The following is a 20,592-nucleotide window of genomic DNA, read 5'->3' as shown; positions in this document are numbered from 1 at the left end:
GTCAGTGTTAGTTAAGGATTTAGAAGAGTCCTTCTACAGACAGATACCTTTCTCCGGTATCGTAGTTGATGGTGAGAATTTTAGCGTTAGACTGTATTTGAGGTAAATGCTTTGCTATGGCTGCTAAAGCGGCTCCTGTAGAAACTCCTACAAAAAGACCTTCTTTTTTTGCAGCATTAAGGGTGTATTCATACGCTTCGTCCTTTCCTACTGTGATCACTCCGTCCAAAAGGGTAATGTCCAGAATAGAAGGTACAAATCCGGCTCCCAGTCCCTGTAAAGGATGTGGTGCGGGACTTCCTCCGCTTAATACGGGAGACAGCTCCGGCTCTACAGCAATTACTTTTACGTTGGGATATTTTTCCTTTACTACTTTTGCTATTCCGGTGATATGTCCTCCGGTCCCTACTCCTGTAATGATATAGTCTAACCCGTCAGGAAAATCTTTTAAAATCTCCTGAGCTGTTGTTTCTGTGTGTGCTTTTACATTGGCAGGATTATCAAACTGTCTTGGTATCCATGAATTGGGAGTTTCTGCTGCCAGTTCATTGGCCTTTTCAATAGCTCCTTTCATCCCTTTTTCTCTTGGGGTAAGTACAAATTCTGCCCCATAAGCTTCCATAATCTTACGGCGCTCTATACTCATACTTTCAGGCATTACCAGAATAAGTTTATAACCTTTCACTGCAGCTACCAATGCCAATCCAATTCCTGTATTTCCACTGGTAGGTTCTATGATTGTGGTGTTTTTGTTCAATAATCCTTTGGCTTCGGCATCTTCAATCATTGCTAATGCAATCCTGTCTTTGATGCTTCCTCCCGGATTGCTTTTTTCAAGTTTAATCCAGATTTCATGATCTGTATTGAAAAGATGGTTAATTCTTACGACGGGTGTATTCCCTATCGTTTCTAATGCGTTCTGAAATTTCATATCAATGTAATTTTTTTGTTTTTTTATATCACAAAGGTTAAAGATTCAGGTAATGAACTGTTATCCTTTATTTTTATTTCGCTTTTATGATAAACCAGAGAATGGGCGGGCACATCCTGCGTAACCCATACATTTCCTCCGATAATACTTTCTTTTCCTATGGTGGTATTTCCTCCCAAAATGGTAGCCCCGGAATAGATAATGACGTCATCTTCTATGTTGGGATGCCTTTTCTGATTGGCTTTTTCTTTCGAAACATTCAATGCTCCCAGGGTTACTCCCTGATAAATTTTGACATTGTTTCCTATAATTGTCGTTTCTCCGATGACGATTCCGGTTCCATGATCAATGAAAAATGATTTTCCAATTACTGCACCGGGATGAATATCTATTCCTGTCTTACTATGGGCATATTCTGAAATAACCCGTGGTAATATCTTTACGTCCTGATTCCACAATTGATGCGAAATACGGTATACATATGTAGCAAAAAATCCTGGATATGCCAGATATACTTCTTCCAGAGAGTCTGCTGCAGGGTCAAACTCCAGAATAGATTTTGCATCCAGAACCAACTGCCCGTAAATTTCAGGTAAAGCTGTAAGAAACTCATCTACCTGCCTTTCTGTAATTTCATCATTTCCTGTGACAGTGTTGATCAGATCAAAAAGCGTTTTTTGGAGTGCTTCAAAATTTCTTTTCAACTCATCTTCCGTATTATCCCTTTGAGGCAGGAAAAGCGCTTCGTATAAATCCTTTACAAATTTTTTAGTCTTTATTTTGTCAAAAAATCCATGAATATTATTTTGTTTGGTCTCATGAATTTTTTGAATTAAGTGATCGGAAATTGCCATTATTTCTATTGAATTATACAGGCTGCAACAGTTGAATTAGAAGTTTCGTCTACTAAAATTGCAGATCCTGTTGTTTTATTATTGATAAAACTATCATAGACCAAAGGTTGTGCCGTTCGCAATGTAACTTTCACAATTTCATTAAGTTTAATATCACTTTCTATCCGTTCCCGGCCGAGGGTATTGACATTGATCTTGTAATCTACTTCTTTGACGACGGTTTTTACCAATCTGCTGTTCTGTTGCAACAGGTATTTATTGCCTGGCTGCAGTGGTTTCTGATCCAGCCAGCACAAGAGAACTTCCAGATCTTTTTCTACGGTAGGAGGCTGTTCTTCAGTGGCGAAAATATCACCTCTGCTGATATCTAAATCATGAGTGGTATGGATAACAACCGGCTGTCCTTCAAAAGCTTCTTCTTTTTCAGATCCGTTGATCTCAATCCTGGAAATTTCTGTAATTAATCCCGCAGGAAGAATCTGTATTTTATCTCCTTTTTTGAATTGTCCGCTTAACACCTGTCCTGCATATCCTCTGTAATCATGCAGTTCTTCAGTCTGGGGGCGGATTACGTACTGAACCTGAAAACGGCTTCCGGCATTAATTTCTTCATTCAGGGTTAACTTTTCAAGATATTCCAGAAGAGAATCTCCTTTGTACCAGTCTGTTCTTGTGGATTTTGAAACAATATTATCTCCTTTCAGTGCTGAAATGGGAAAGTAACTCACGTCATTCAGTTCCAGATTTTCTGCAATTTTGGAGTAGTCTGATTTTATGGCTTCGAAAACGTCTTCCGAATATTCTACCATATCCATTTTATTAATGGCTACAGCAACTTTTTTCAGTTTTAACAGTGATGCTATCATAGAATGCCTTCTTGTCTGCTCTATAACTCCTTTACGCGCATCGATAAGGACAACCATAAGGTCAGAGTTTGAAGCTCCTGTGATCATATTGCGGGTATACTGTACATGCCCCGGAGCATCAGCAATAATAAATTTTCTTTTGGCAGTTGAAAAATACCTGTAGGCAACATCTATGGTAATCCCCTGTTCTCTTTCTGCCCGGAGTCCATCTGTTAAAAGAGCAAGGTCTACTCCGTCTTCGTTTTTGTTTTTTGAATGTTTTTCAAGTACTTCCAGCTGATCCTGCAAAATACTTTTGCTATCGTAAAGCAGTCTTCCGATAAGGGTACTTTTCCCGTCATCTACACTTCCTGCTGTTATAAATCTTAATATATCCATCCGTTTTTGAATTATAAATTGTGAATGATCATAAATCATTTATTAAAAATACCCTCCTTTTTTTCGATCTTCCATTGCTGCTTCTGTCACTCTGTCATCAATCCGGGTTTCTCCGCGCTCCGAAATTCTTGTGGCTACAATTTCTTCAATAACAGCATCTATAGTAGTAGCGGTAGATTCTACTGCAGCGGTACAGGTCATATCTCCCACGGTACGGTAGCGTATTTTTTTTGTGGTGACAATATCATCAGATTCTAAAAACACATATTCAGAATTCGCGAGCCACTGCCCGTTAAGGTCTACTACTTCCCTTTCATGCGAAAAATAGATAGAAGGCAATGCTATTTTCTCTCTGCGGATATAGTTCCAGATATCAAGTTCTGTCCAGTTGCTGATCGGAAATACCCTTACATTTTCCCCTTTGTGGATTTTTCCGTTAAAAATATTCCACAGTTCAGGACGCTGAAGTTTGGGATCCCATTGTCCAAATTCATCACGGACAGAAAATATTCTTTCTTTCGCACGTGCTTTTTCCTCATCTCTTCTTGCACCTCCAATGCAGGCATCAAATTCAAATTCTTCTATTGTATCCAGTAAGGTATGGGTCTGAAGCCAGTTTCTGCTGGGAAACTTACCCTTTGCTTCAGTTAACTTTTTACTTTTAATGGTATCTTCCACTTTTCTTGCTACCAGATTAACCTCCAGCTGAGCAACCAGCTGATCCCGGAATTCTAAAACCTCAGGGAAATTATGCCCGGTATCTACATGAACAAATGTAAACGGGATTTTTCCGTGAAGAAATGCTTTTCTGGCCAAATGAGCCAGTACAATACTGTCTTTTCCGCCACTGAATAATAAAGCCGGACGTTCAAATTGCCCTGCAACTTCTCTTAATATATAAATAGATTCGGATTCTAACTGATCTAAATAGTTTAACTGATGTATCGACATTTTTTCTCTTTTTATTGATGAATATGTAAACCGCACTCCTTTTTGTTGGCATCTTCCCACCACCAGCGGCCCGCTCTGAAATCTTCTCCTTCTTTAACCGCTCTGGTACATGGTTCACAGCCTATACTTACAAAACCTTTTTTATGAAGATGATTATAAGGTAGATGATATGCTTTTACATAGTCTGCCACCTGTTCGGAGCTCCAGTGAAGAATCGGGTGATATTTGATGATCTTATTATCAGAATCCCACTCCAACTGCGGCATATTTTGGCGGTTGGCAGAATGTTCTGATCTCAAACCTGTGATCCATACCTGATACCCTTCCAGTGCTTTTTTCAACGGATGCACCTTACGGATCGTACAGCATGCTTTTCTCTGTTCTACAGACTGGTAAAAGGAATCCGGTCCATTTTCCGACACGAAGTTTTTCAGTTCTTCTGTATCCGGATAATAAGCTTTGATATTCTTTTTGAAAAAAGCTCTTGTATTACTCCATGTTTCATAAGTCTGTTCAAAAAGTCTTCCTGTATCCAATGTGAAAATATCAATATTGAGATCTTTTATCAGATGGGTGATGACCTGATCTTCATAGCTGAAACTCGTAGAAAAAATAACCTTACCCGGAAATCTGTCTACCAGTATCTGCAGTGCATTATCCCGAAAAGAGCCTTCAGAAGCTGCTTTCAGAAGTGTTTCAAATTCATTTTTCAGACTATTTTCCATTACTATTTGAAATTTTAATATTGCAAATATATATAAAATTCTATAACTCCTATCAAAATAGTAGAATTTAAATAAAAAAAATTATCCGTTGTTGATAAATTTAGTCAGAGTAGCCTCCATCATGCTTTTTCTTGTTTTTTCACGGACGATAATCAATTCATTTCTGAGGTAGCACGAAGCTTCATCTACGCAATCATCACAGGGTTCGTAAAAATTTAAAGATACACATGGAGTAAGAGCAATAGGACCGTCAAAGATTCGGTAAATGTCTGCTAATGAAACATCATCGGGCGATTTCAGAAGATAATATCCTCCTACTTTTCCCTGCTTGCTGTTTACAAGTTTAGCTCTTTTAAGTTCAAGGAGTATTTGTTCCAGGAATTTTTTGGGGATGTTTTCGTCTTGTGCAATAATGGATGTTGACAGAAAGCCCTGGTTATAATTCCTTGCTAATCTGACCATTGCTTTTAGTGCGTATTTGCAACGTTTCGACATCATAATTCCTGCAAGTTATGACAAATTATCTGATAAATGAAATGTAATAATAAATGAAATGAGTTAATAATCTCTTGAGTGTTTCAGCTGTATGAATGTTTACAATATAAAATAAGCCAGTTCCCTATCTCCTCTCACCAGATTTTCTGTTCTGCCAAAACCGGTTTTCAGAAGAACTTTCTGAGAGCCAATATTATCCAGATCAGTTACCGCAACTATATCTTTTTGATGATGCAGAGAAAGGCAGTACTCAACAAGCGCTTTGCATACGCTTGTTCCCAATCCTTTTCCCCAATAGTTTTCTCCTAATGTATATCCTATTTCTATCTGTTCGGGATTATCGAGGAAAGTTCTGGCAAGACCCATTCCTACGAAATCATTGGTTTGAGCATCAAATATTCCCCATCTGCTGAAGGGGCCATCTTTGTAATCCGATAATGCTTTGTCAAACATTTCTTTATATTCATCAGGTGTTTTATAGGGCAGATATCTTGTAACATTTTCGTTATCAAACAGCTCTAAAAACAGCGCAAACTCTTGTGGAACAAATTCACGGATAATGATCATGTCGTTTTTGTAATGCATAGAGATAGTAATGTGATTCAAACTGAATAATATATAAAAATACGTAAATAAACTAAAATCTGACCTTAAAAACTTTGTTGACATGACTAAAATCTGCCTGAAAATGGTGAATTTATATTAAATTTGATCTGTTAACCGATAAAAATCATTCACTTGAAACTGCCTCTTTCCTACTATTCAAATCAGGATGTCCTTTTTCTGGCCAAAAACCTTTTGGGAAAAGTACTTTTTACAGATATTGACGGTGATATAACCGGCGGAATCATTGTAGAAACAGAAGCTTATTTCGGAATACAGGATAAGGCTTCCCATGCGTATGGAGGCAGACGTACAAACCGTACTGAGATATTGTACAGCCATGGAGGACTTTCCTATGTGTACTTATGCTACGGAATTCATCACCTTTTTAATATTGTAACCTCCGTTGAAAATGAACCAAATGCTGTATTAATAAGGGCTGTTGAACCATTGATAGGCAAAGAAATCATGGAAGCCAGACGAAAAATGCCGGCTGCTAAAGCTGCGATATCTTCCGGTCCCGGATCTGCTGCAAAAGCATTAGGTATCGACCTTACTTTTAATAAAAAAGAGCTGACCGGAGATGAAATATGGATTGAAGATCAAGGATTTCAATATAATGATGATGAAATTATAGCGAGCCCCCGTATAGGAGTTGCATATGCACAGGAAGATGCCCTTTTGCCATGGCGTTTTTTTGTAAAAGGGAATAAATATGTGAGTAAACCTAATAAAATTTAATGTTAAAAAGCAGGATTAATTTTATTTTGAAATAACCTGATAAAATGCACGGTAATGGGCAACAAGATCATCAAGAGAAAATCCCCGGTTCAAGCCACTTGTATTAGGTAAAACCCAGACTTTAGCACCACAGAAGTCTTCTTTCTGCTCTCCCCACAGAATGTCTTTCTTTTTAGAAAATGCTTTATAGGCTGCCTTGCCAAGGAAAACCAGATATTGAGGATGAAATTGAGTAATTTTGGTTTTGAAATCTTCAAGGGAATTGTCAAATTCTTCTTTTGAAAGTTCATCAGCACGGGAAGTCGCTCTTGCTACAGCGGTTGTCAGCCCATATCCAAAATTTAAAAGATCAGTATCGTGCACAGCTTCAATCTCATAAGGCGTAAAACCGGATTGATGCAGAACCCTCCAAAAGCGGTTGCTTCTTCCTGAAAAATGATGGCCATCGTCTGCTGATTTTAAACCGGGATTAATTCCACAAAAAATAACCTGAAGATCAGGAGCAATAATATCTGTTAACATATCTGAATTAGATTGCAATAAAGAAGTGAATGTATGTATTTTATTTCAGAAATAAAGAAGTTCCTATAAAAAGAAATTGGCTTAAGATCATTGCTGATCATTAAGCCAAATCATTATTCAACATGAGAATAATAAACCAACCACATTATATTAATATTGAATTTTATTGATGAATATCCTCTCATCATCTGTGCGTTTGCTGTGATTCTCCTTTGTTCTCTGCTGTAAATTTAGACTAACGAATCGGGAGTCGATAAAAATATCTATCAATGGAGGTTCTTCATCTACAAACTCATCTTTGCAAATCAAGACAGTCTAAAATTTCATTTATTAAAAAGTTTGTATTCACAACTATTGAGTTTTTTGTTTCATTAATGTATATCCCAGAAAACTTTGGTAGTCAGTTTATCTCCTCCTATTGCCGCGGCGGCTTTGGCATAATTGGTTCCATTTGTAGTGGCTTCCAGAGTGGGATATTGAAGTCTTACGGGTACTTTTCCATCTGCGTTGGCAATGGCAGTAGGCGGGGCCTGTAATACAGGATAATCCAGACGGCGGTAAAAATTCCAGGAGACCACGGGATGATTATACATTGCAACCCAGGCTTGTTCTCCAATAGATTTTTTCCAGTTGCCCGCATTGTAAGGATGGGCTGTAAGATAATTTTGAGTCTCCTGGTGGGTAAGCCCCCATTCTCTGAATGAAGCCTGAACTGCATTCTGATATAGGATTTCGGGATTTCCTCCAATTCCGAATCTTGCGGCAGCTTCCGCCAGATAAAAAGCAACTTCAGTATGCGTAATGAGATTTCCCGGAGTTGTCAAAGTATAAGCAAAAATACCCGGAGCAGAAAAATCTGTAAAATTTCCGGCTACACCAATAGTCTGCCCAATGTATTCTCCGTCTACATCCTGGAAGTATTTGGAAACTCTCGGGTCTGAGGTTGTATTAAGGAAATTGACAAACGGTTTACCCGCGAAAAAATCATCTCTTCCACTCACAATCAGATTTTCAAATAACGGATTAAAATTGGCAGTGGCAGCAAGATATCCAAAAAGGCCGCTCTGTGATTCATCTGTAATAACACCACCCGTAATTGCCGTATTAATACTGGATTGTGCTAAGGAAGGGTTAACATCAGAAATTGCAATTCCCAACTTCAGGAGCAGCGAATTTCCAAACTTTTGCCATTTTCCGATATCACCTCCGTAGATGATGTCCCCCGGGCCAAAAGTCCCCTTTCCTCTTTCCAGATTATTGATATCAATTTTTAAACGGCTGATCAGGTCCTGATAGATCTTTGCGTCGTCATCATAAGCAGGAAGCGGAAACAAATCATTGTTAAGAGCCTGGCTGTAGGGCACATCTCCAAAAGTATCAACTAAGGTTTGAAAGGTATAAACGGACAGAATATCTATAATGGCTAACTGATTTTTTTTCTTCGCAGGCCATGTGCTGAGCTCTGAAGGAACGGGCTGGTATTGTTCTATAAATTCTTTTGCTTTATTAAGATTATTAAGCACATTTACATAATGATCACCCCATACGTTATTAGAGACGTTTCGGCCCGTAAAATTATAATTGCTTTCACTCACGTAAGTGGTTTCCTGCCAGTACTGCATGGTAAGCCGGAAATTGTTTTCGTTAACACTCGGCGTGGTCATATAATCACTCAGCTCCTTTTGCGCATAAGTAATAAGAGGTTCAGGACTTGCATTGTAGACGACATGGGGATCAAGATTGACGTCGTCTGATGTACATCCTACCAGCAGTAATGCTAAAAAAGAACTGAATATAATGGTATTTTTCATTGTAATAGTTTTTAAAAATTAACTTTCAGATTGAATGCAAAATTTCTTGTGGAAGGCATAACCCCGGATTGATATCCCTGAATACTTCCCGACGAAAGTCCCGCTTCCGGATCAGCATAAGGAAGGTTTTTGTGAATAATCCAGAGATTGCTTCCTGTTAATCCAAGAGTAAGCGCCTGAACCCCTATGTTTTTAAAAAGATCTTTATTAAAGGTGTAGGAAATAGAAACCTGACGTAGTTTGATAAAGCTTGCATCATATACAAATGCCGCCACAGGTGGATCTGTTTCCAGAGTCTGGCTGGACATGGAACGGTCCAGACGGATCGTATTGGGAATATAAGAGCCTGGATTATTAGGATCCTGCATGACTCCCGGTAAAATAACCCCGCCTCCATTAGCCAATGTATTTCTGACAGGGTTTCCAAGGTCATTTAAACCAACAGAATCAGGATACAGTCCTGTTCCGTAGCCGTAGTACTGGTCTAGGGAAAATATCTTTCCTCCTTTTTTCCAATCAATCTGAAAGCTTAGATTAAAATTTTTATAGGTAAAAGAATTAGTTAATCCTGCAATAAAATCCGGCTGAAAACTTCCAAGATTATGGTTAGAATCATCAGTATGAAGATAAGCACCATTTCGTCCTATGACTTTGTTCCCGCTGGAGTCATATACAAAATCAGCTCCCCAAATGCTTCCGTACTCTTCATGGAGAGGCGCATTGATCGTAATTCCGCCCTGCAAAGTACCTATGGTAATATTCTCAATTCCTTCCCGTAAAGCGGTCACTTTAGTTTTGGGATTGGACCAGTTGAGTCCCATTTCCCAGGTAAAATCATTGAGCCGCACCAGAGCGGCATTTAGAGATAACTCCACCCCTTTGGTAGTAAGTTCTCCTGTATTCTGAATTTTAGCCCCGGAACCGGTTCCGAGTGATATGGGAAGTGGCAGAATCTGATCAGATGCAATATTTCTGAACCACGCCAGATCAAACCCGATTCTGTTTTTGAAAAACTGCATATTAGTTCCTGCTTCAAAATTTTTCAGTTTCTGAGGAAGAAGATCAGTATTTCTCAATGTGGTATTGTAGGAATATACAGGATTGTTTCCAAATGAGGTCTGCACGGTAAACCTATTCCGCAGCTGATCCGCAGCAGTATCAGAACCAACTTCAGCATAAGCGGCCCGGAATTTTCCAAAACTCATCCATTGCTGTTTCAGTACATTGGAAAATACAAAACTTGCCGAAACGGAAGGATAATAATAGGCATTCTTTGCTTTTGGGAGTGCTGTAGACTGGTCTCTTCTGAAAGTTCCTTCAAGATAATAGGTATTTTTATATCCTAAAGAAGCCTGAACAAAAGCCCCATAAATATATTTGGAGGTATCTGTGATGAGGGGGCTTGCAGGGGATGATGCCGAGTTGGCAATGGTATAAAGCCCCGGAATATAAAGTCCTCCAGATGTAGTCTGTGCATTGGAATAGCTGGTCTGTACATTGATATTTCCTCCTGCGAGGGCCTGAACATTTAAATCTTCAGTGATATTCTTTTTATAAGTCGCAATGAGATCATAATTGGTTTCCGTAAAACGGAGGTTGGTCACCGCATATCCTGAAGGCTGTTCTATAGGATTGAAACTGAAAAATGCGGGAACCGAGCCTACTGCCTTTCTTTCTTCAATAATCATATTATAACCGTCAATACCTACTCTTCCCAGAATATTAATATTTTTTGATAGATCGTAGTTCAGACTGAAGTTCCCCGCAAAACGTTCTCTTTTGTCATTCTGGTAATTCTGATACCTTACAAAATAAGGATTGTCCCAGTAATTGGGAGCCAGGTTAACAGGAGATTTGATGTTCCAGCTATAATTTTTATTAAAAGTATCATAGAGGTATTTCTGATACTTAATATCTACATTCGTGGGCCACCACTGGCGGAAACTCCCCATGATATTATCTCCATATCCTGTTGTATTTCTTCCTTTGGTACTTTGCACAATGTAATTGGCAAAAATGGAGGCAGTAAGTTGATCTGTGATCTTATAAGAAGCATTTCCTCCAAAATTATTCTTTGAGAGCGAAGAATTAGGAAAAATATCAGTTGCATAAGTATTGGAATAGCTCAATCTGAATGATGCGATGTCACTTCCGCCACTCAGTGCAATAGTATTGGTTCGGTTAATCCCTTTTTCGAAAAAAGTTACCGGGCCGTTTTTGGCAATGGTCCAGGGAGTCTGTTTTCCAAAATTCTGGGAATCCGGAATAAAGGCATCATATTGCCAAACCATAAGATCAGGATCGTAAGGAGCTCCATAAGAAGCATCGTGTAATGTAAAAGCCAAAGGACCGCCTTCATAAGACTGGAAATGGTTTCCCCAATATCCCTGTCCATATTCAGTTTGGTATTCAGGGAATGTAGATTGATCTACGGTAGATACGGAAATACCTGCGCTATATTCCAGACCGATACCCTGCGTATTTTTCTTTCCTTTTTTTGTTGTGATAATAATGGCTCCGTTTTGGGCTCTGGATCCATATAAAGCGGTTGCAGCAGCCCCTTTTAAAACGTTTATCGTTTCAATATCATTGGGATTGATATCTGAAACAGGACTTCCGTAATCATAACCTCCAAATCCGTTTTGCTGAACACTGGAATTGATATTCCTGTTGATAATTGGAACTCCGTCCACAACAAAAAGAGCCTGGTTATCTCCCAGAATAGATTTGTAGCCTCTGGACACTGCATCTACAGAACCTCCAAAATTGGTAGATTGTCTGATCTCAAGGCCTGCTACTTTCCCTGAAAGGTTATTCAGGAAATTAGTCGTAGGATTTTTGCTGATATCTTCACCTTTCACTTCCTGCGTAGAATAGCCAAGAGATCTTTTTTCTCTTTTAATTCCTAAAGCGGTCACTACAACTCCCTCAATATTCTGTGTTTTAAGGGTGTCCCGCCTTCCCTGGCTGAAGTAAGTTTCGCTTCCCATGAAAAAAGCAACCCCCACGCTCAGAAGCTTCAATTTGTATTTCATAATTATTGATTTTTCTTATTGTTTTATCAAAATTCAACAATTAGTGAAGATTATGGAGAAAGCTATATATCAACGGCTGAATAGCGTCTACTAAAAATATAAATTATTTAATCCATGATTTATACTGTTTGTTCTAAAGTATTTAAAGCTCCAGTGAGGGCTTATAGGTTCTGCCGATCGGAAGTTTTTTCCCATTGATCTGAATGATGCTGGCAGACTTCATGTCAATTTTTGATTTGGAAATAATATAAGACTTGTGAATGCGGGTAAAAAGCCTGGGGTTCAAACTTTCCTCTATTTTACTGATTGGCATTTTAAAAGTGAATGTTTCAGCTTTCGTGTGAATATTAATGTATTCCCTTAAGCTTTCAATATAGAAAATATCCTGAAGAATAATTTTAACCTGTTTTTTTCCGCTGCTGATAAAAATATGCTCCCGGTCTGCAACTTCAAGTAAAGCATCTTCCGCTTCCATTAAATACTTGAATTTTCCTATAGCTGCCAGAAAACGATCATATGGAATAGGCTTCATCAGATAATCAGCAATATCCAGCTCATACCCCTCTACAGCATACTGATGATAGGCTGTGGTGACAATAACGAATGGGGGATTTTTCAATTTCCTCAGAAAATCAAAACCTTTCACTACCGGAAGATGAAGATCCAGAAACATAAGGTCTACCTCATGAATAGTAAGAAGACTGCTGGCATATACTGCATCAGCGCACTTCCCTACCAGATTAAGCTCTTTATCTCTGGAAATGAAGCTTTCCAGAATTTCAGCGGCAATAGGTTCGTCTTCTACAATAATGCAGTTGTATTTTTTAGGCTTTGAATGTATCATGGAAATCTATGGTTAGTTTTACAATATAACGGTCACTTTTATTTTCAACAGAAAGAGTGTGTTTGGGATAAAGCAGTTCAAGCTGTCTGTGGATGTTTTTTACTCCTATTTTAGTTGAATGTTCTACAGATCTTTCTTCTTTTGAGTTCTCAATAAAATAAGTAAGGATTCCGTCTTTCAGCCGGATATCAATATGAATAAAACTTTCTCCCAGGCTTTCTGAAACACCATGTTTAAAAGCATTTTCCACAAACTGAATCAATATAAGAGGAGAAATTTTCTGAGAAAGATTATCCATATCTACCGTAAGATCTACTGTAAGATGGCGGTGGCGGATTTTCTGAATTTGTATAAAATCCTTAATGTTTTCAATATCTTTCTCCAGAGAAATGGTTTTTTCTGCTGCCTCATAGATGTTGTACCTCATCACTTTTGAAAGCTGCAGAATGACATCAGGTGTTTCGTCGGCTTTTTTTAAAGCCATTCCATAAATGTTATTGAGTGTATTGAACAGAAAATGCGGATTGATCTGAGCCTTCAGCATTGTTAATTCCTGATCCAGCTTTTCTGATTTCAACTGTGAAAACTGCTCTTTCAGAAGGTTTTTCTGTCTTGTTATCTCAACACCAAAGACCAATCCTACCATAAAAATAAGATCCATAAATGAATTGAATACCACAAACCCATTCATATATCCTGACGGCTGCTTGCCATCCAACGTTTCTATAATACCATAGATGTAAGGATAAATGATATAATGCGTAAAAAAACGGTGTCCGAAGACAGCTGCCACGATGATCACTATGTAAAGAACATATTTGAAAAAGCTTCTGATATTCATCTTCTCATACACATACAGCAGACTGTAAGCAAGCGGAATTTTAATCAGAAGATATCCCAGCTCCAGAACAAGTGTATTCTGAATCCGAAGCTGCCATTTGAAATCCGGAAACTGATATCTGGACCAGTAAAAGTCGAGATAAGCCTCCAGCATATAATACAATATCCAAAACAGCAAATGAATCTGTAACTTGGATTTTTTATCAGATTTCAAGCGTATAGAGTTTTAAGAATACAAAGTAATACCATTAAGTCAAAGATATAAAGATAAAAGCTACGAAATCCTGCAATTCATCTACAAACTACCCTATTTTTTACTTATCTGATCATTTTAAACTTAATTCTCTCTTTCTGCAGAACGCTTCATCGATAGAATTTATGATGTTTTTTTTAAACGAATTTTTGGGAACATAAGATTCAGAAAGCAAAATATCAGCAGGAAATTAAATTCAGCGCCGTTAGTCCCTCCTCCAACTACGAACCAGCCATTTTGCCAATGGACATAGTAAATCCCAAAAACAAAAATCAAAATATTACAGATGGCTACCGGTTTGATGTAACGGTCCAGCCAGAGCAAAGGTACAGAGACAAGATGAGTTAATTTGACTGTCCATGCTATATAAAGCCCTACCGGACTAAATCCTATGGCATCCAGATACTGTAGTCCAAAATTATTGATATCACCACTGAAAATAGACATTGTACTATGCATCAGTAAAATAACTGACAGCGCAAAACGAAGGAAGAAATTATTTTTCATGAAACAAAAATAGACATCAGGATAACTGATTGTATTATTTTGCAGACCAATGACTATTAGGCGTATACGAAGGATTTATTTACGTCGTAAATATAATTTGAGGAATAATGGTAATCTTTACCTATCCCTTTTTTCTTTCAGTACAATGTTAATTAAATCTCTAAATATAGAAATATTATGATAATTTATTATATTTATATCCAATGTATTAGTAACCTACATCATTAAAAATATGAAAAAAACATTTCTATCAGTTGTAATAACTGCTACATCTTTTTGCATTAAAATTAATGCACAGGTAGGTATTAATACTCCAAATCCACAGGGTGCTTTTACCATAGATGCCGCGAAAGATAATCCCACAACAGGCACTCCTACAGCAGCTGAACAAGCCAATGATGTTACGGTAACCCCTACAGGAAGTCTGGGAGTGGGAACCAATACTCCGGCCGGAAAACTCCACGTAGATGGTGGTGAGTCCCGTTTTAGCTCAACCACTTCTGCCTGGGGAATATCTCCCACTACAGGTGGAACAACAGGTTCTGCCAATTCTTTTGAAATCATTGATCGTGTGAATAATATCCGCAGAATGGTATTGAATGATAATGGTGATGTTTCTTTAGGAGGAGCTGTTGGTTCAAACTCGGGAGCAGGAGCTATTTCAATCAGAACTGGCAATGTCGGGATTGGAACTGGGACTCCCACTAACGTACTAGATGTGAACGGAACGACCCGACTGAGAACAGTAAGCCAGGCTACGGGCTCAACTGTAATTGCGCCAATTTATGTAGACCCTACAGGAGTTGTAGTGAAAGCATCCCCTTCCTCTAATTATGGTGGATTAACATCTAACCAGGTAACCGTAGCCTCAGCAAGTGTAGGTACATTGATAACCGGACTGGCCCAGGGAATCTATAAAGCCACTGTTATTGTAAGTGATGCTTGTGTTAATTATAGCACTGCTGAATTTTTAGTTCACAACTTCTCTTTTAATAATAATTATGGACTTAATGGACAGATTGGATATGTCACTAACGGAACTCCGCCTGCCCGCCCTACTTTCACACAAACTGTAAGAACAAACATTGTTGTTGAGTGGACTGGAATATCAGGATGCCAGGATGGAGGCAATAATACGGCTCTCAACTATGCCTTGGCAATGCCTTCTGCAGGAACTATTAATGTAACTAATAACGGAAACGTAAGCCAGACCTATAGAATTGTTCTTACCAGGATTGATTAAAAAAAATAATCATTAAATGTAAAAGAGATCATTATTTCCCTCATAATGATCTTTCTTATGTATACTATGCAATAATTTAAAACAATTATTAAGCTTTAGATTCTAATACACAATTACAAAAGAGTGGCAATTACTGTCACTCTTTTAAATATTTAATGCTATTGTAAAGTCTTCTTTAAAAATATACTGAGCTCATCTCCATGAAGATTTTTAGCAATAATGGTTCCTTCTGCGTTAATGATGACATTAAAAGGAAGCTCATCCACTTCATAAGTCTTGGCAACCGGACTTTTCCAGAATTTTAAATCACTGATCTGAATCCAGTTAATACCAAAACGGTCTATAGCCTTCTGCCAGCTTTCTTTATTTTTATCCAGAGAAACACCCAGAATTTCAAATTTATTGTTTTTCACGTGATCAGCATACGTATCATAGAATGCTTTCAGTTCCGGCTGTTCTTCCACACATGGCGCACACCACGTAGCCCAGAAGTCTATTAAGACAAGCTTTCCTTGCAGTGTAGAAAGAGAAAACGGGGTTCCGTCTGCTTTAGCCATTGTAATTTCAGGAGCTTTTTTACCTACTTCTATTTTACTATTCTGGGCAAAAACGAATCCGGAAATGATCATTAAAAGGAATACTGTAAAACGAATCTTCATATTAGTCATTTGTAGGATAATCTTTATCTAGCCAATCTGTTTTAATATTTTTAGGAAGATTAAGAAGTTTTGCATTTTTAAACCCCATTTCCATCAGCAGATTAAATGCCGGACGAATATTTGGACATTTTACGAAAGGACAGCATCCGCAATAGATTACAATTTCTCTATCCTTAGGGACATTTTTAAGATAATTTCTTAGTTTTTCAAGGTTTTCAGGTTCATGGGTAGGCCCGATATCTACCGAACCTTTAATAATAGCTTCAGGCCCCACCGAGATAATAACCAGATCTTTTGTTTTCTTTTTTTCAATTCTGGATGCAAGAAGTGCAGGATCCATAAGTTGGCTGTCTTTCCATGGATCAGATTTTTGCTGTGCCTGACTGAATGTAGAGCAGACAAAGCACGCAATGATAAACAAATACTTCATATTCTATTTTTCACAAAGATAAATAAGAAGTTCAAAATTGGAAATTGAAAGTAAAAAATTAAAAGAAATATTAAAAATGGATCCACATTTTGTACCTTAGTGATGATTATGGATAATAAAAGGTTTCCTGATCATAAATCCCCGAAAAGCATAATACTATTGTACGTCTATGAAAGTAAGCCCTCCCGCTCATTGGTTTGAATTTATAAAAAACTTTACAAAAAAATTTGAAGATGAGATCGTTTATGATACGGTGCGCATATTCCGTAGCAAAGAAGACATCGAAGAACGATACAGTACGTATCAGTTTAAAGAATTTCTTCCAGATTACATCCCTGTTGCAGATGATTCAGGTGGACAGGTTGCTGTTATCTCTAAAAAAGAAAACGATACTAAAGTGTATCTAAGTTCGTATGGTACGTTACAGGAGGAAATGCTGGAAGTTCTGGACCGCGATCTGATGCACTGGATGCAGCGAAAATTCCCTTTTGACAGAGAGCAGACCACTCTATCTACTAAAGATCAAGAGGAGATAATGAAAAAAAATGAGGTTTTATTTCAGCACATCATTTCTCATCCGGCTGTTATAAAATTCCTGGAAAACAAAGTTGTTACAGAGGGCCTTATGCTTCCTGAGAACTATGCTGCAGCAGACCGTATCTATTATTTTCAGGAAGGCTACCACTACAATTCCATTGAGAATAAGGTGCTTACCGGAAATAATCCCGGGGATTTCAAACCAGATTGGGTTGTATTGGCTGTTAATTATTTTGCTGATCCGTTTTTTATCAGTTTAAAAGAGGAATCAATGGGCTTTCCTGTGTACTTTGCCTATCATGGCCAGGGATATTGGGAGCCTTTAAAAATAGCTGAGAGCTTAGACATTTTTCAGAAAATAGTGGATGATACCTTTTCTGTAAGATCTGATAAAAACGAATTGGCAGATTATTTTTCAAAATATAAAGACATAGAAAATCCTTTTTGGGAAGAGGTTTTAGAGGCGATTCAAAATAATCCGGAAATGGATGAGGAAACTGCAGAAACTGAAACCAATGAATCTGACTGGCGGAAAGCCAATTTATACATTACCGATATCGGTCCGAATAAAATAAAGATTATTGCTTTGCTGAAAAAGGAACATAAACTGTCCGGATCAGAAGCTTTGGCCTTAAGTAAAAACGACAGGATTTTGTTTACGACAGGCTATTATAAATGGCTGGATTATCATTGCCAGCAACTGGAAGAATTAGGAGCTAAGATGGAAGTTGAGATCATAGAATAAAAGAACATGGCTATATATCCTTTAAATCAAATTTAAGATTGATATTTGGCTGCTTCTAATCTTCTATGAATACAAATATTTTATACATTTATATACGTATTTAGAACAAAAATTTCAGTCCATGAATATAGAAGAAACATTCCAGCCTGATACTATCATTATAGGAACCGGACTTGCCGGACTTACTGCTGCAATGGAAATTACCAATGCCGGGAAGAAAGTACTTTTACTAGACCAGGAAACAGAAGAAAATATTGGAGGCCAGGCTTTCTGGTCATTTGGAGGACTTTTTCTTATCAATTCACCTCAGCAGCGGAGAATGGGAATTAAAGATTCTTATGAACTGGCTTTACAGGACTGGAAAGGCACAGCAGGATTTGACCGCAAAGAAGATTACTGGCCCCGAAAATGGGCTGAAGCGTACCTGAAATTTGCTGTAGGTGAAAAATATGAATACATTTCTAAGCTGGGAATCAAACTGATGTTCATGGTAGGCTGGGCAGAACGTGGTGACGGATCAGCAACCGGTCATGGGAATTCTGTTCCCCGCTTCCATGTGAGCTGGGGAACCGGAACAGGTGTTATAAGGCCTTTTGTGGAAAAAGCCTACCAGGCTAAGGAAAAAGGATTGCTGCAAATGAAGTTCAGACGCAGAGTAACAGAACTGATCCTTGAAAATGGAAATGTAAAAAGTGTCAAAGGAGACATTCTTGAGAATGATGATAAAGAAAGAGGTGCTGAGACAAACCGAAATATTATTTCACAATTTGAATATACAGCGTCAAATATTATCATCGCTTCCGGTGGAATTGGCGCCAATCATGAGTTGGTAAAAAAAAACTGGCCCGAAAGATTAGGAAAAGCGCCCGAAAATATGGTGTGTGGAGTTCCCGCTTATGTAGACGGGAAAATGATCGGAATTGCAGAGAATGCAGGTGCTGATATTATTAACCGCGACAGAATGTGGCATTATACGGAAGGTTTACAAAACTGGAATCCGATATGGCCTAACCATGGAATCAGAATTTTACCCGGACCTTCTTCCCTATGGTTTGATGCTAAAGGAAAACGGCTGCCGGCTCCTTTTCTTCCGGGATTTGATACACTGGGGACCTTGAAATATATTCAGGAAACAGGTTTCTCTTATTCATGGTTTATTCTTACCCAAAAAATTATTAAAAAGAATTTGCCCTTTCCGGTTCTGAGCAGAATCCGGATATTACGAATAAAGATTATTCTCTTTTTCTGAAAAGAATCTTTGGGAAAAAGGCTCCGGAGCCTGTAGAAGCATTTAAAGAACATGGTAAAGATTTTATTGTATCCGATAATCTGAAAGAACTGGTAGATCAAATGAATATATTGTCAGGCGATCATCTCCTGAGTTATGATTATATAAAATCACAGATAGAGGCAAGAGACAGGGAGCTTGACAATAAGTTTTCAAAAGACACTCAGGTTAACTATATCAGAAATACGCGCAATTATTTAGGTGATAAGCTAGGTCGGGTTGCCGCTCCGCACAAAATACTCTCTCCTGAAAACGGACCATTGATCGCTGTACGCCTTAATATTCTGACCAGGAAAACATTAGGCGGAATTAAGACTAATCTGAACGGACAGGTCTTAAGACAAGATGAAAGCATTATCGAAGGACTCTTTGCTGCAGGAGAAGCCGCAGGATTCGGCGGTGGCGGAATGCATGGTTATCGTGCGCTTGAAGGAACATTTCTTGGAGGATGTATTTTCTCCGGAATGAAGGCCGGAAAATATATTGCCGGATTGAAATAATTTACCTGAAAATACTGATATGTAAATATGAACCGATATTTTGACAACAAGGTCATCTGGATCACAGGAGCTTCTTCAGGAATTGGAGAAGCTTTGGTAAAGGAACTTGCCCTAAATAGTAATGCCAAAATCATTATTTCCTCAAGAAAAGAAGAGCCATTATATACCGTTGCTGAAAAAGCAGGCCTTTCTGCTGAACGGTATGCTGTGCTTCCTTTAGATCTCATGAACTATAAAGATATGCCCGCTATTGCAGCAAAGGCAATAGAACAATTTGGAAAGATTGACCTTCTTATCAACAATGCCGGACTATCCCAGCGTTCTTTAGCCATAGAAACGGATATAGAGGTAGATAAACGTCTAATGGATATTGATTTTATTGGAACAGCTGCCCTTACTAAAGCAGTGATTCCCTACATGATCAGCAATGGCGGAGGGCAGATTGCTGTTGTATCAAGCCTTATGGGAATATTCGGAGCCCCTATGCGAAGCGGATATGCAGCCGCAAAACATGCTTTACATGGCTTTTTTGATGCTCTACGTGCGGAATTATATGATTATAAAATACTGGTTACTATTATCTGTCCCGGTTTTATACAGACCGATATTTCTATCCATGCAGTAACCGGAGATGGCTCACAGCAAGGCACTATGGATGATGCCACAAGAAAAGGTATGCCTGCGGATGTTTTTGCAAAAAAAATGCTCTATGCTGTTCAAAAACGGAAAAATCAAAAAGCTATTGGAGGGAAGGAAGTAATGGCCGTTTATCTTAAACGATTCTTCCCGTCATTATTAGCTAAAGTAATCCGTAAAGCAAAGGTGGTTTAACAA

General features: G+C 38.2%; 21 protein-coding genes. 6 read left to right on the top strand and 15 right to left on the bottom strand.

Features of this window, described 5'->3' with window-relative positions; translation table 11 throughout:
- Nucleotides 1-19: 19 nt before the first annotated feature.
- From cysK to LF887_RS11695, 7 genes are all read right to left on the bottom strand, one after another.
- Entirely contained in the window at nt 20-931 is a 912-nt protein-coding gene (gene cysK, locus LF887_RS11725) for a cysteine synthase A (RefSeq protein WP_236859373.1), read from the bottom strand.
- A 23-nt stretch (nt 932-954) separates the two neighbouring features.
- Nucleotides 955-1,785, bottom strand: a complete 831-nt coding sequence (epsC, locus tag LF887_RS11720; RefSeq protein ID WP_236859372.1) for a serine O-acetyltransferase EpsC — start codon at nt 1,783-1,785, stop codon at nt 955-957.
- 5 nt (nt 1,786-1,790) lie between these two features.
- On the bottom strand, nt 1,791-3,029 hold the full coding sequence (locus LF887_RS11715) for a sulfate adenylyltransferase subunit 1 (RefSeq protein ID WP_236859371.1): 1,239 nt from the start codon (nt 3,027-3,029) through the stop codon (nt 1,791-1,793).
- A 42-nt stretch (nt 3,030-3,071) separates the two neighbouring features.
- The gene (gene cysD, locus LF887_RS11710) at nt 3,072-3,980 is read right to left on the bottom strand and encodes a sulfate adenylyltransferase subunit CysD (RefSeq protein WP_236859370.1); all 909 of its coding nucleotides are present in this window, start codon (nt 3,978-3,980) and stop codon (nt 3,072-3,074) included.
- Nucleotides 3,981-3,991: 11 nt separating this feature from the next.
- Nucleotides 3,992-4,705 (bottom strand): phosphoadenylyl-sulfate reductase, encoded by a 714-nt coding sequence (locus LF887_RS11705; protein WP_236859369.1) that lies wholly within the window; start codon nt 4,703-4,705, stop codon nt 3,992-3,994.
- Nucleotides 4,706-4,786: 81 nt separating this feature from the next.
- A complete protein-coding gene (locus LF887_RS11700) occupies nt 4,787-5,203 on the bottom strand; it encodes an RrF2 family transcriptional regulator (RefSeq protein ID WP_262912527.1) in 417 nt (138 codons plus the stop codon).
- A gap of 96 nt (nt 5,204-5,299) precedes the next feature.
- On the bottom strand, nt 5,300-5,785 hold the full coding sequence (locus tag LF887_RS11695) for a GNAT family N-acetyltransferase (RefSeq protein ID WP_236859367.1): 486 nt from the start codon (nt 5,783-5,785) through the stop codon (nt 5,300-5,302).
- A gap of 153 nt (nt 5,786-5,938) precedes the next feature.
- Here LF887_RS11695 and LF887_RS11690 point away from each other — a divergent pair, with 153 nt between their 5' ends.
- Complete coding sequence (locus tag LF887_RS11690) at nt 5,939-6,544, top strand: DNA-3-methyladenine glycosylase (RefSeq protein ID WP_236859366.1); 606 nt, start codon at nt 5,939-5,941, stop codon at nt 6,542-6,544.
- Between the two features lie 21 nt (nt 6,545-6,565).
- Here LF887_RS11690 and mug read toward each other — a convergent pair whose 3' ends face one another.
- The 6 genes from mug to LF887_RS11660 all read right to left on the bottom strand — a co-directional run bounded on the left by mug (nt 6,566) and on the right by LF887_RS11660 (nt 14,356).
- Complete coding sequence (gene mug / locus LF887_RS11685; RefSeq protein ID WP_236859365.1) at nt 6,566-7,066, bottom strand: G/U mismatch-specific DNA glycosylase; 501 nt, start codon at nt 7,064-7,066, stop codon at nt 6,566-6,568.
- A gap of 371 nt (nt 7,067-7,437) precedes the next feature.
- Nucleotides 7,438-8,877, bottom strand: a complete 1,440-nt coding sequence (locus LF887_RS11680) for a SusD/RagB family nutrient-binding outer membrane lipoprotein (RefSeq protein WP_236859364.1) — start codon at nt 8,875-8,877, stop codon at nt 7,438-7,440.
- 11 nt (nt 8,878-8,888) lie between these two features.
- Nucleotides 8,889-11,912: a SusC/RagA family TonB-linked outer membrane protein gene (locus LF887_RS11675; protein WP_236859363.1), complete on the bottom strand. Its 3,024-nt coding sequence runs from the start codon at nt 11,910-11,912 to the stop codon at nt 8,889-8,891.
- A gap of 142 nt (nt 11,913-12,054) precedes the next feature.
- The gene (locus LF887_RS11670; protein WP_236859362.1) at nt 12,055-12,756 is read right to left on the bottom strand and encodes a LytR/AlgR family response regulator transcription factor; all 702 of its coding nucleotides are present in this window, start codon (nt 12,754-12,756) and stop codon (nt 12,055-12,057) included.
- Nucleotides 12,737-13,810 (bottom strand): sensor histidine kinase, encoded by a 1,074-nt coding sequence (locus tag LF887_RS11665; protein ID WP_236859361.1) that lies wholly within the window; start codon nt 13,808-13,810, stop codon nt 12,737-12,739. The genes LF887_RS11670 and LF887_RS11665 overlap by 20 nt, the downstream gene beginning before the upstream one ends.
- Nucleotides 13,811-13,972: 162 nt before the next feature.
- Entirely contained in the window at nt 13,973-14,356 is a 384-nt protein-coding gene (locus LF887_RS11660; protein WP_236859360.1) for a DoxX family protein, read from the bottom strand.
- 232 nt (nt 14,357-14,588) lie between these two features.
- Between LF887_RS11660 and LF887_RS11655 the strand changes: the two genes are divergently transcribed.
- On the top strand, nt 14,589-15,599 hold the full coding sequence (locus LF887_RS11655) for a hypothetical protein (protein WP_236859359.1): 1,011 nt from the start codon (nt 14,589-14,591) through the stop codon (nt 15,597-15,599).
- A 158-nt stretch (nt 15,600-15,757) separates the two neighbouring features.
- Here LF887_RS11655 and LF887_RS11650 read toward each other — a convergent pair whose 3' ends face one another.
- Together LF887_RS11650 and LF887_RS11645 are read right to left on the bottom strand one after the other, a co-directional pair.
- Complete coding sequence (locus tag LF887_RS11650; RefSeq protein WP_236859358.1) at nt 15,758-16,258, bottom strand: TlpA family protein disulfide reductase; 501 nt, start codon at nt 16,256-16,258, stop codon at nt 15,758-15,760.
- A gap of 1 nt (nt 16,259) precedes the next feature.
- On the bottom strand, nt 16,260-16,688 hold the full coding sequence (locus LF887_RS11645) for a rhodanese-like domain-containing protein (RefSeq protein ID WP_236859357.1): 429 nt from the start codon (nt 16,686-16,688) through the stop codon (nt 16,260-16,262).
- A gap of 169 nt (nt 16,689-16,857) precedes the next feature.
- Between LF887_RS11645 and LF887_RS11640 the strand changes: the two genes are divergently transcribed.
- From LF887_RS11640 to LF887_RS11625, 4 genes are all read left to right on the top strand, one after another.
- Complete coding sequence (locus tag LF887_RS11640; protein WP_236859356.1) at nt 16,858-17,970, top strand: hypothetical protein; 1,113 nt, start codon at nt 16,858-16,860, stop codon at nt 17,968-17,970.
- Nucleotides 17,971-18,091: 121 nt separating this feature from the next.
- Nucleotides 18,092-19,219 carry an FAD-binding dehydrogenase gene (locus LF887_RS11635; RefSeq protein ID WP_236859355.1) on the top strand — a complete coding sequence of 376 codons (1,128 nt, stop codon included), beginning with the start codon at nt 18,092-18,094 and terminating at the stop codon, nt 19,217-19,219.
- Nucleotides 19,220-19,320: 101 nt separating this feature from the next.
- Complete coding sequence (locus tag LF887_RS11630; protein WP_236859354.1) at nt 19,321-19,758, top strand: FAD-binding protein; 438 nt, start codon at nt 19,321-19,323, stop codon at nt 19,756-19,758.
- Nucleotides 19,759-19,785: 27 nt separating this feature from the next.
- Nucleotides 19,786-20,589, top strand: a complete 804-nt coding sequence (locus tag LF887_RS11625; protein WP_236859353.1) for an SDR family oxidoreductase — start codon at nt 19,786-19,788, stop codon at nt 20,587-20,589.
- Nucleotides 20,590-20,592: the final 3 nt, after the last annotated feature.

The organism is Chryseobacterium sp. MEBOG06, assembly GCF_021869765.1.
Classification (GTDB): domain Bacteria; phylum Bacteroidota; class Bacteroidia; order Flavobacteriales; family Weeksellaceae; genus Chryseobacterium.
The sequence above is the reverse complement of the archived record's forward strand: the minus strand, read 5'-3'. Positions and strand labels throughout refer to the sequence as shown.

What these genes read in the sequence shown, in the direction of transcription:
- LF887_RS11670 (WP_236859362.1), bottom strand. Translation starts at nt 12,756, where the DNA reads ATGATACATTCAAAGCCTAAAAAATACAACTGCATTATTGTAGAAGAC.
- mug (WP_236859365.1), bottom strand. Translation starts at nt 7,066, where the DNA reads ATGTTAACAGATATTATTGCTCCTGATCTTCAGGTTATTTTTTGTGGA.
- LF887_RS11625 (WP_236859353.1), top strand. Translation starts at nt 19,786, where the DNA reads ATGAACCGATATTTTGACAACAAGGTCATCTGGATCACAGGAGCTTCT.
- LF887_RS11645 (WP_236859357.1), bottom strand. Translation starts at nt 16,688, where the DNA reads ATGAAGTATTTGTTTATCATTGCGTGCTTTGTCTGCTCTACATTCAGT.
- LF887_RS11640 (WP_236859356.1), top strand. Translation starts at nt 16,858, where the DNA reads ATGAAAGTAAGCCCTCCCGCTCATTGGTTTGAATTTATAAAAAACTTT.
- LF887_RS11635 (WP_236859355.1), top strand. Translation starts at nt 18,092, where the DNA reads ATGAATATAGAAGAAACATTCCAGCCTGATACTATCATTATAGGAACC.
- LF887_RS11680 (WP_236859364.1), bottom strand. Translation starts at nt 8,877, where the DNA reads ATGAAAAATACCATTATATTCAGTTCTTTTTTAGCATTACTGCTGGTA.
- LF887_RS11675 (WP_236859363.1), bottom strand. Translation starts at nt 11,912, where the DNA reads ATGAAATACAAATTGAAGCTTCTGAGCGTGGGGGTTGCTTTTTTCATG.
- epsC (WP_236859372.1), bottom strand. Translation starts at nt 1,785, where the DNA reads ATGGCAATTTCCGATCACTTAATTCAAAAAATTCATGAGACCAAACAA.
- LF887_RS11630 (WP_236859354.1), top strand. Translation starts at nt 19,321, where the DNA reads ATGAATATATTGTCAGGCGATCATCTCCTGAGTTATGATTATATAAAA.
- cysD (WP_236859370.1), bottom strand. Translation starts at nt 3,980, where the DNA reads ATGTCGATACATCAGTTAAACTATTTAGATCAGTTAGAATCCGAATCT.
- LF887_RS11655 (WP_236859359.1), top strand. Translation starts at nt 14,589, where the DNA reads ATGAAAAAAACATTTCTATCAGTTGTAATAACTGCTACATCTTTTTGC.
- LF887_RS11660 (WP_236859360.1), bottom strand. Translation starts at nt 14,356, where the DNA reads ATGAAAAATAATTTCTTCCTTCGTTTTGCGCTGTCAGTTATTTTACTG.
- LF887_RS11650 (WP_236859358.1), bottom strand. Translation starts at nt 16,258, where the DNA reads ATGAAGATTCGTTTTACAGTATTCCTTTTAATGATCATTTCCGGATTC.
- LF887_RS11705 (WP_236859369.1), bottom strand. Translation starts at nt 4,705, where the DNA reads ATGGAAAATAGTCTGAAAAATGAATTTGAAACACTTCTGAAAGCAGCT.
- cysK (WP_236859373.1), bottom strand. Translation starts at nt 931, where the DNA reads ATGAAATTTCAGAACGCATTAGAAACGATAGGGAATACACCCGTCGTA.
- LF887_RS11695 (WP_236859367.1), bottom strand. Translation starts at nt 5,785, where the DNA reads ATGCATTACAAAAACGACATGATCATTATCCGTGAATTTGTTCCACAA.
- LF887_RS11715 (WP_236859371.1), bottom strand. Translation starts at nt 3,029, where the DNA reads ATGGATATATTAAGATTTATAACAGCAGGAAGTGTAGATGACGGGAAA.
- LF887_RS11700 (WP_262912527.1), bottom strand. Translation starts at nt 5,203, where the DNA reads ATGATGTCGAAACGTTGCAAATACGCACTAAAAGCAATGGTCAGATTA.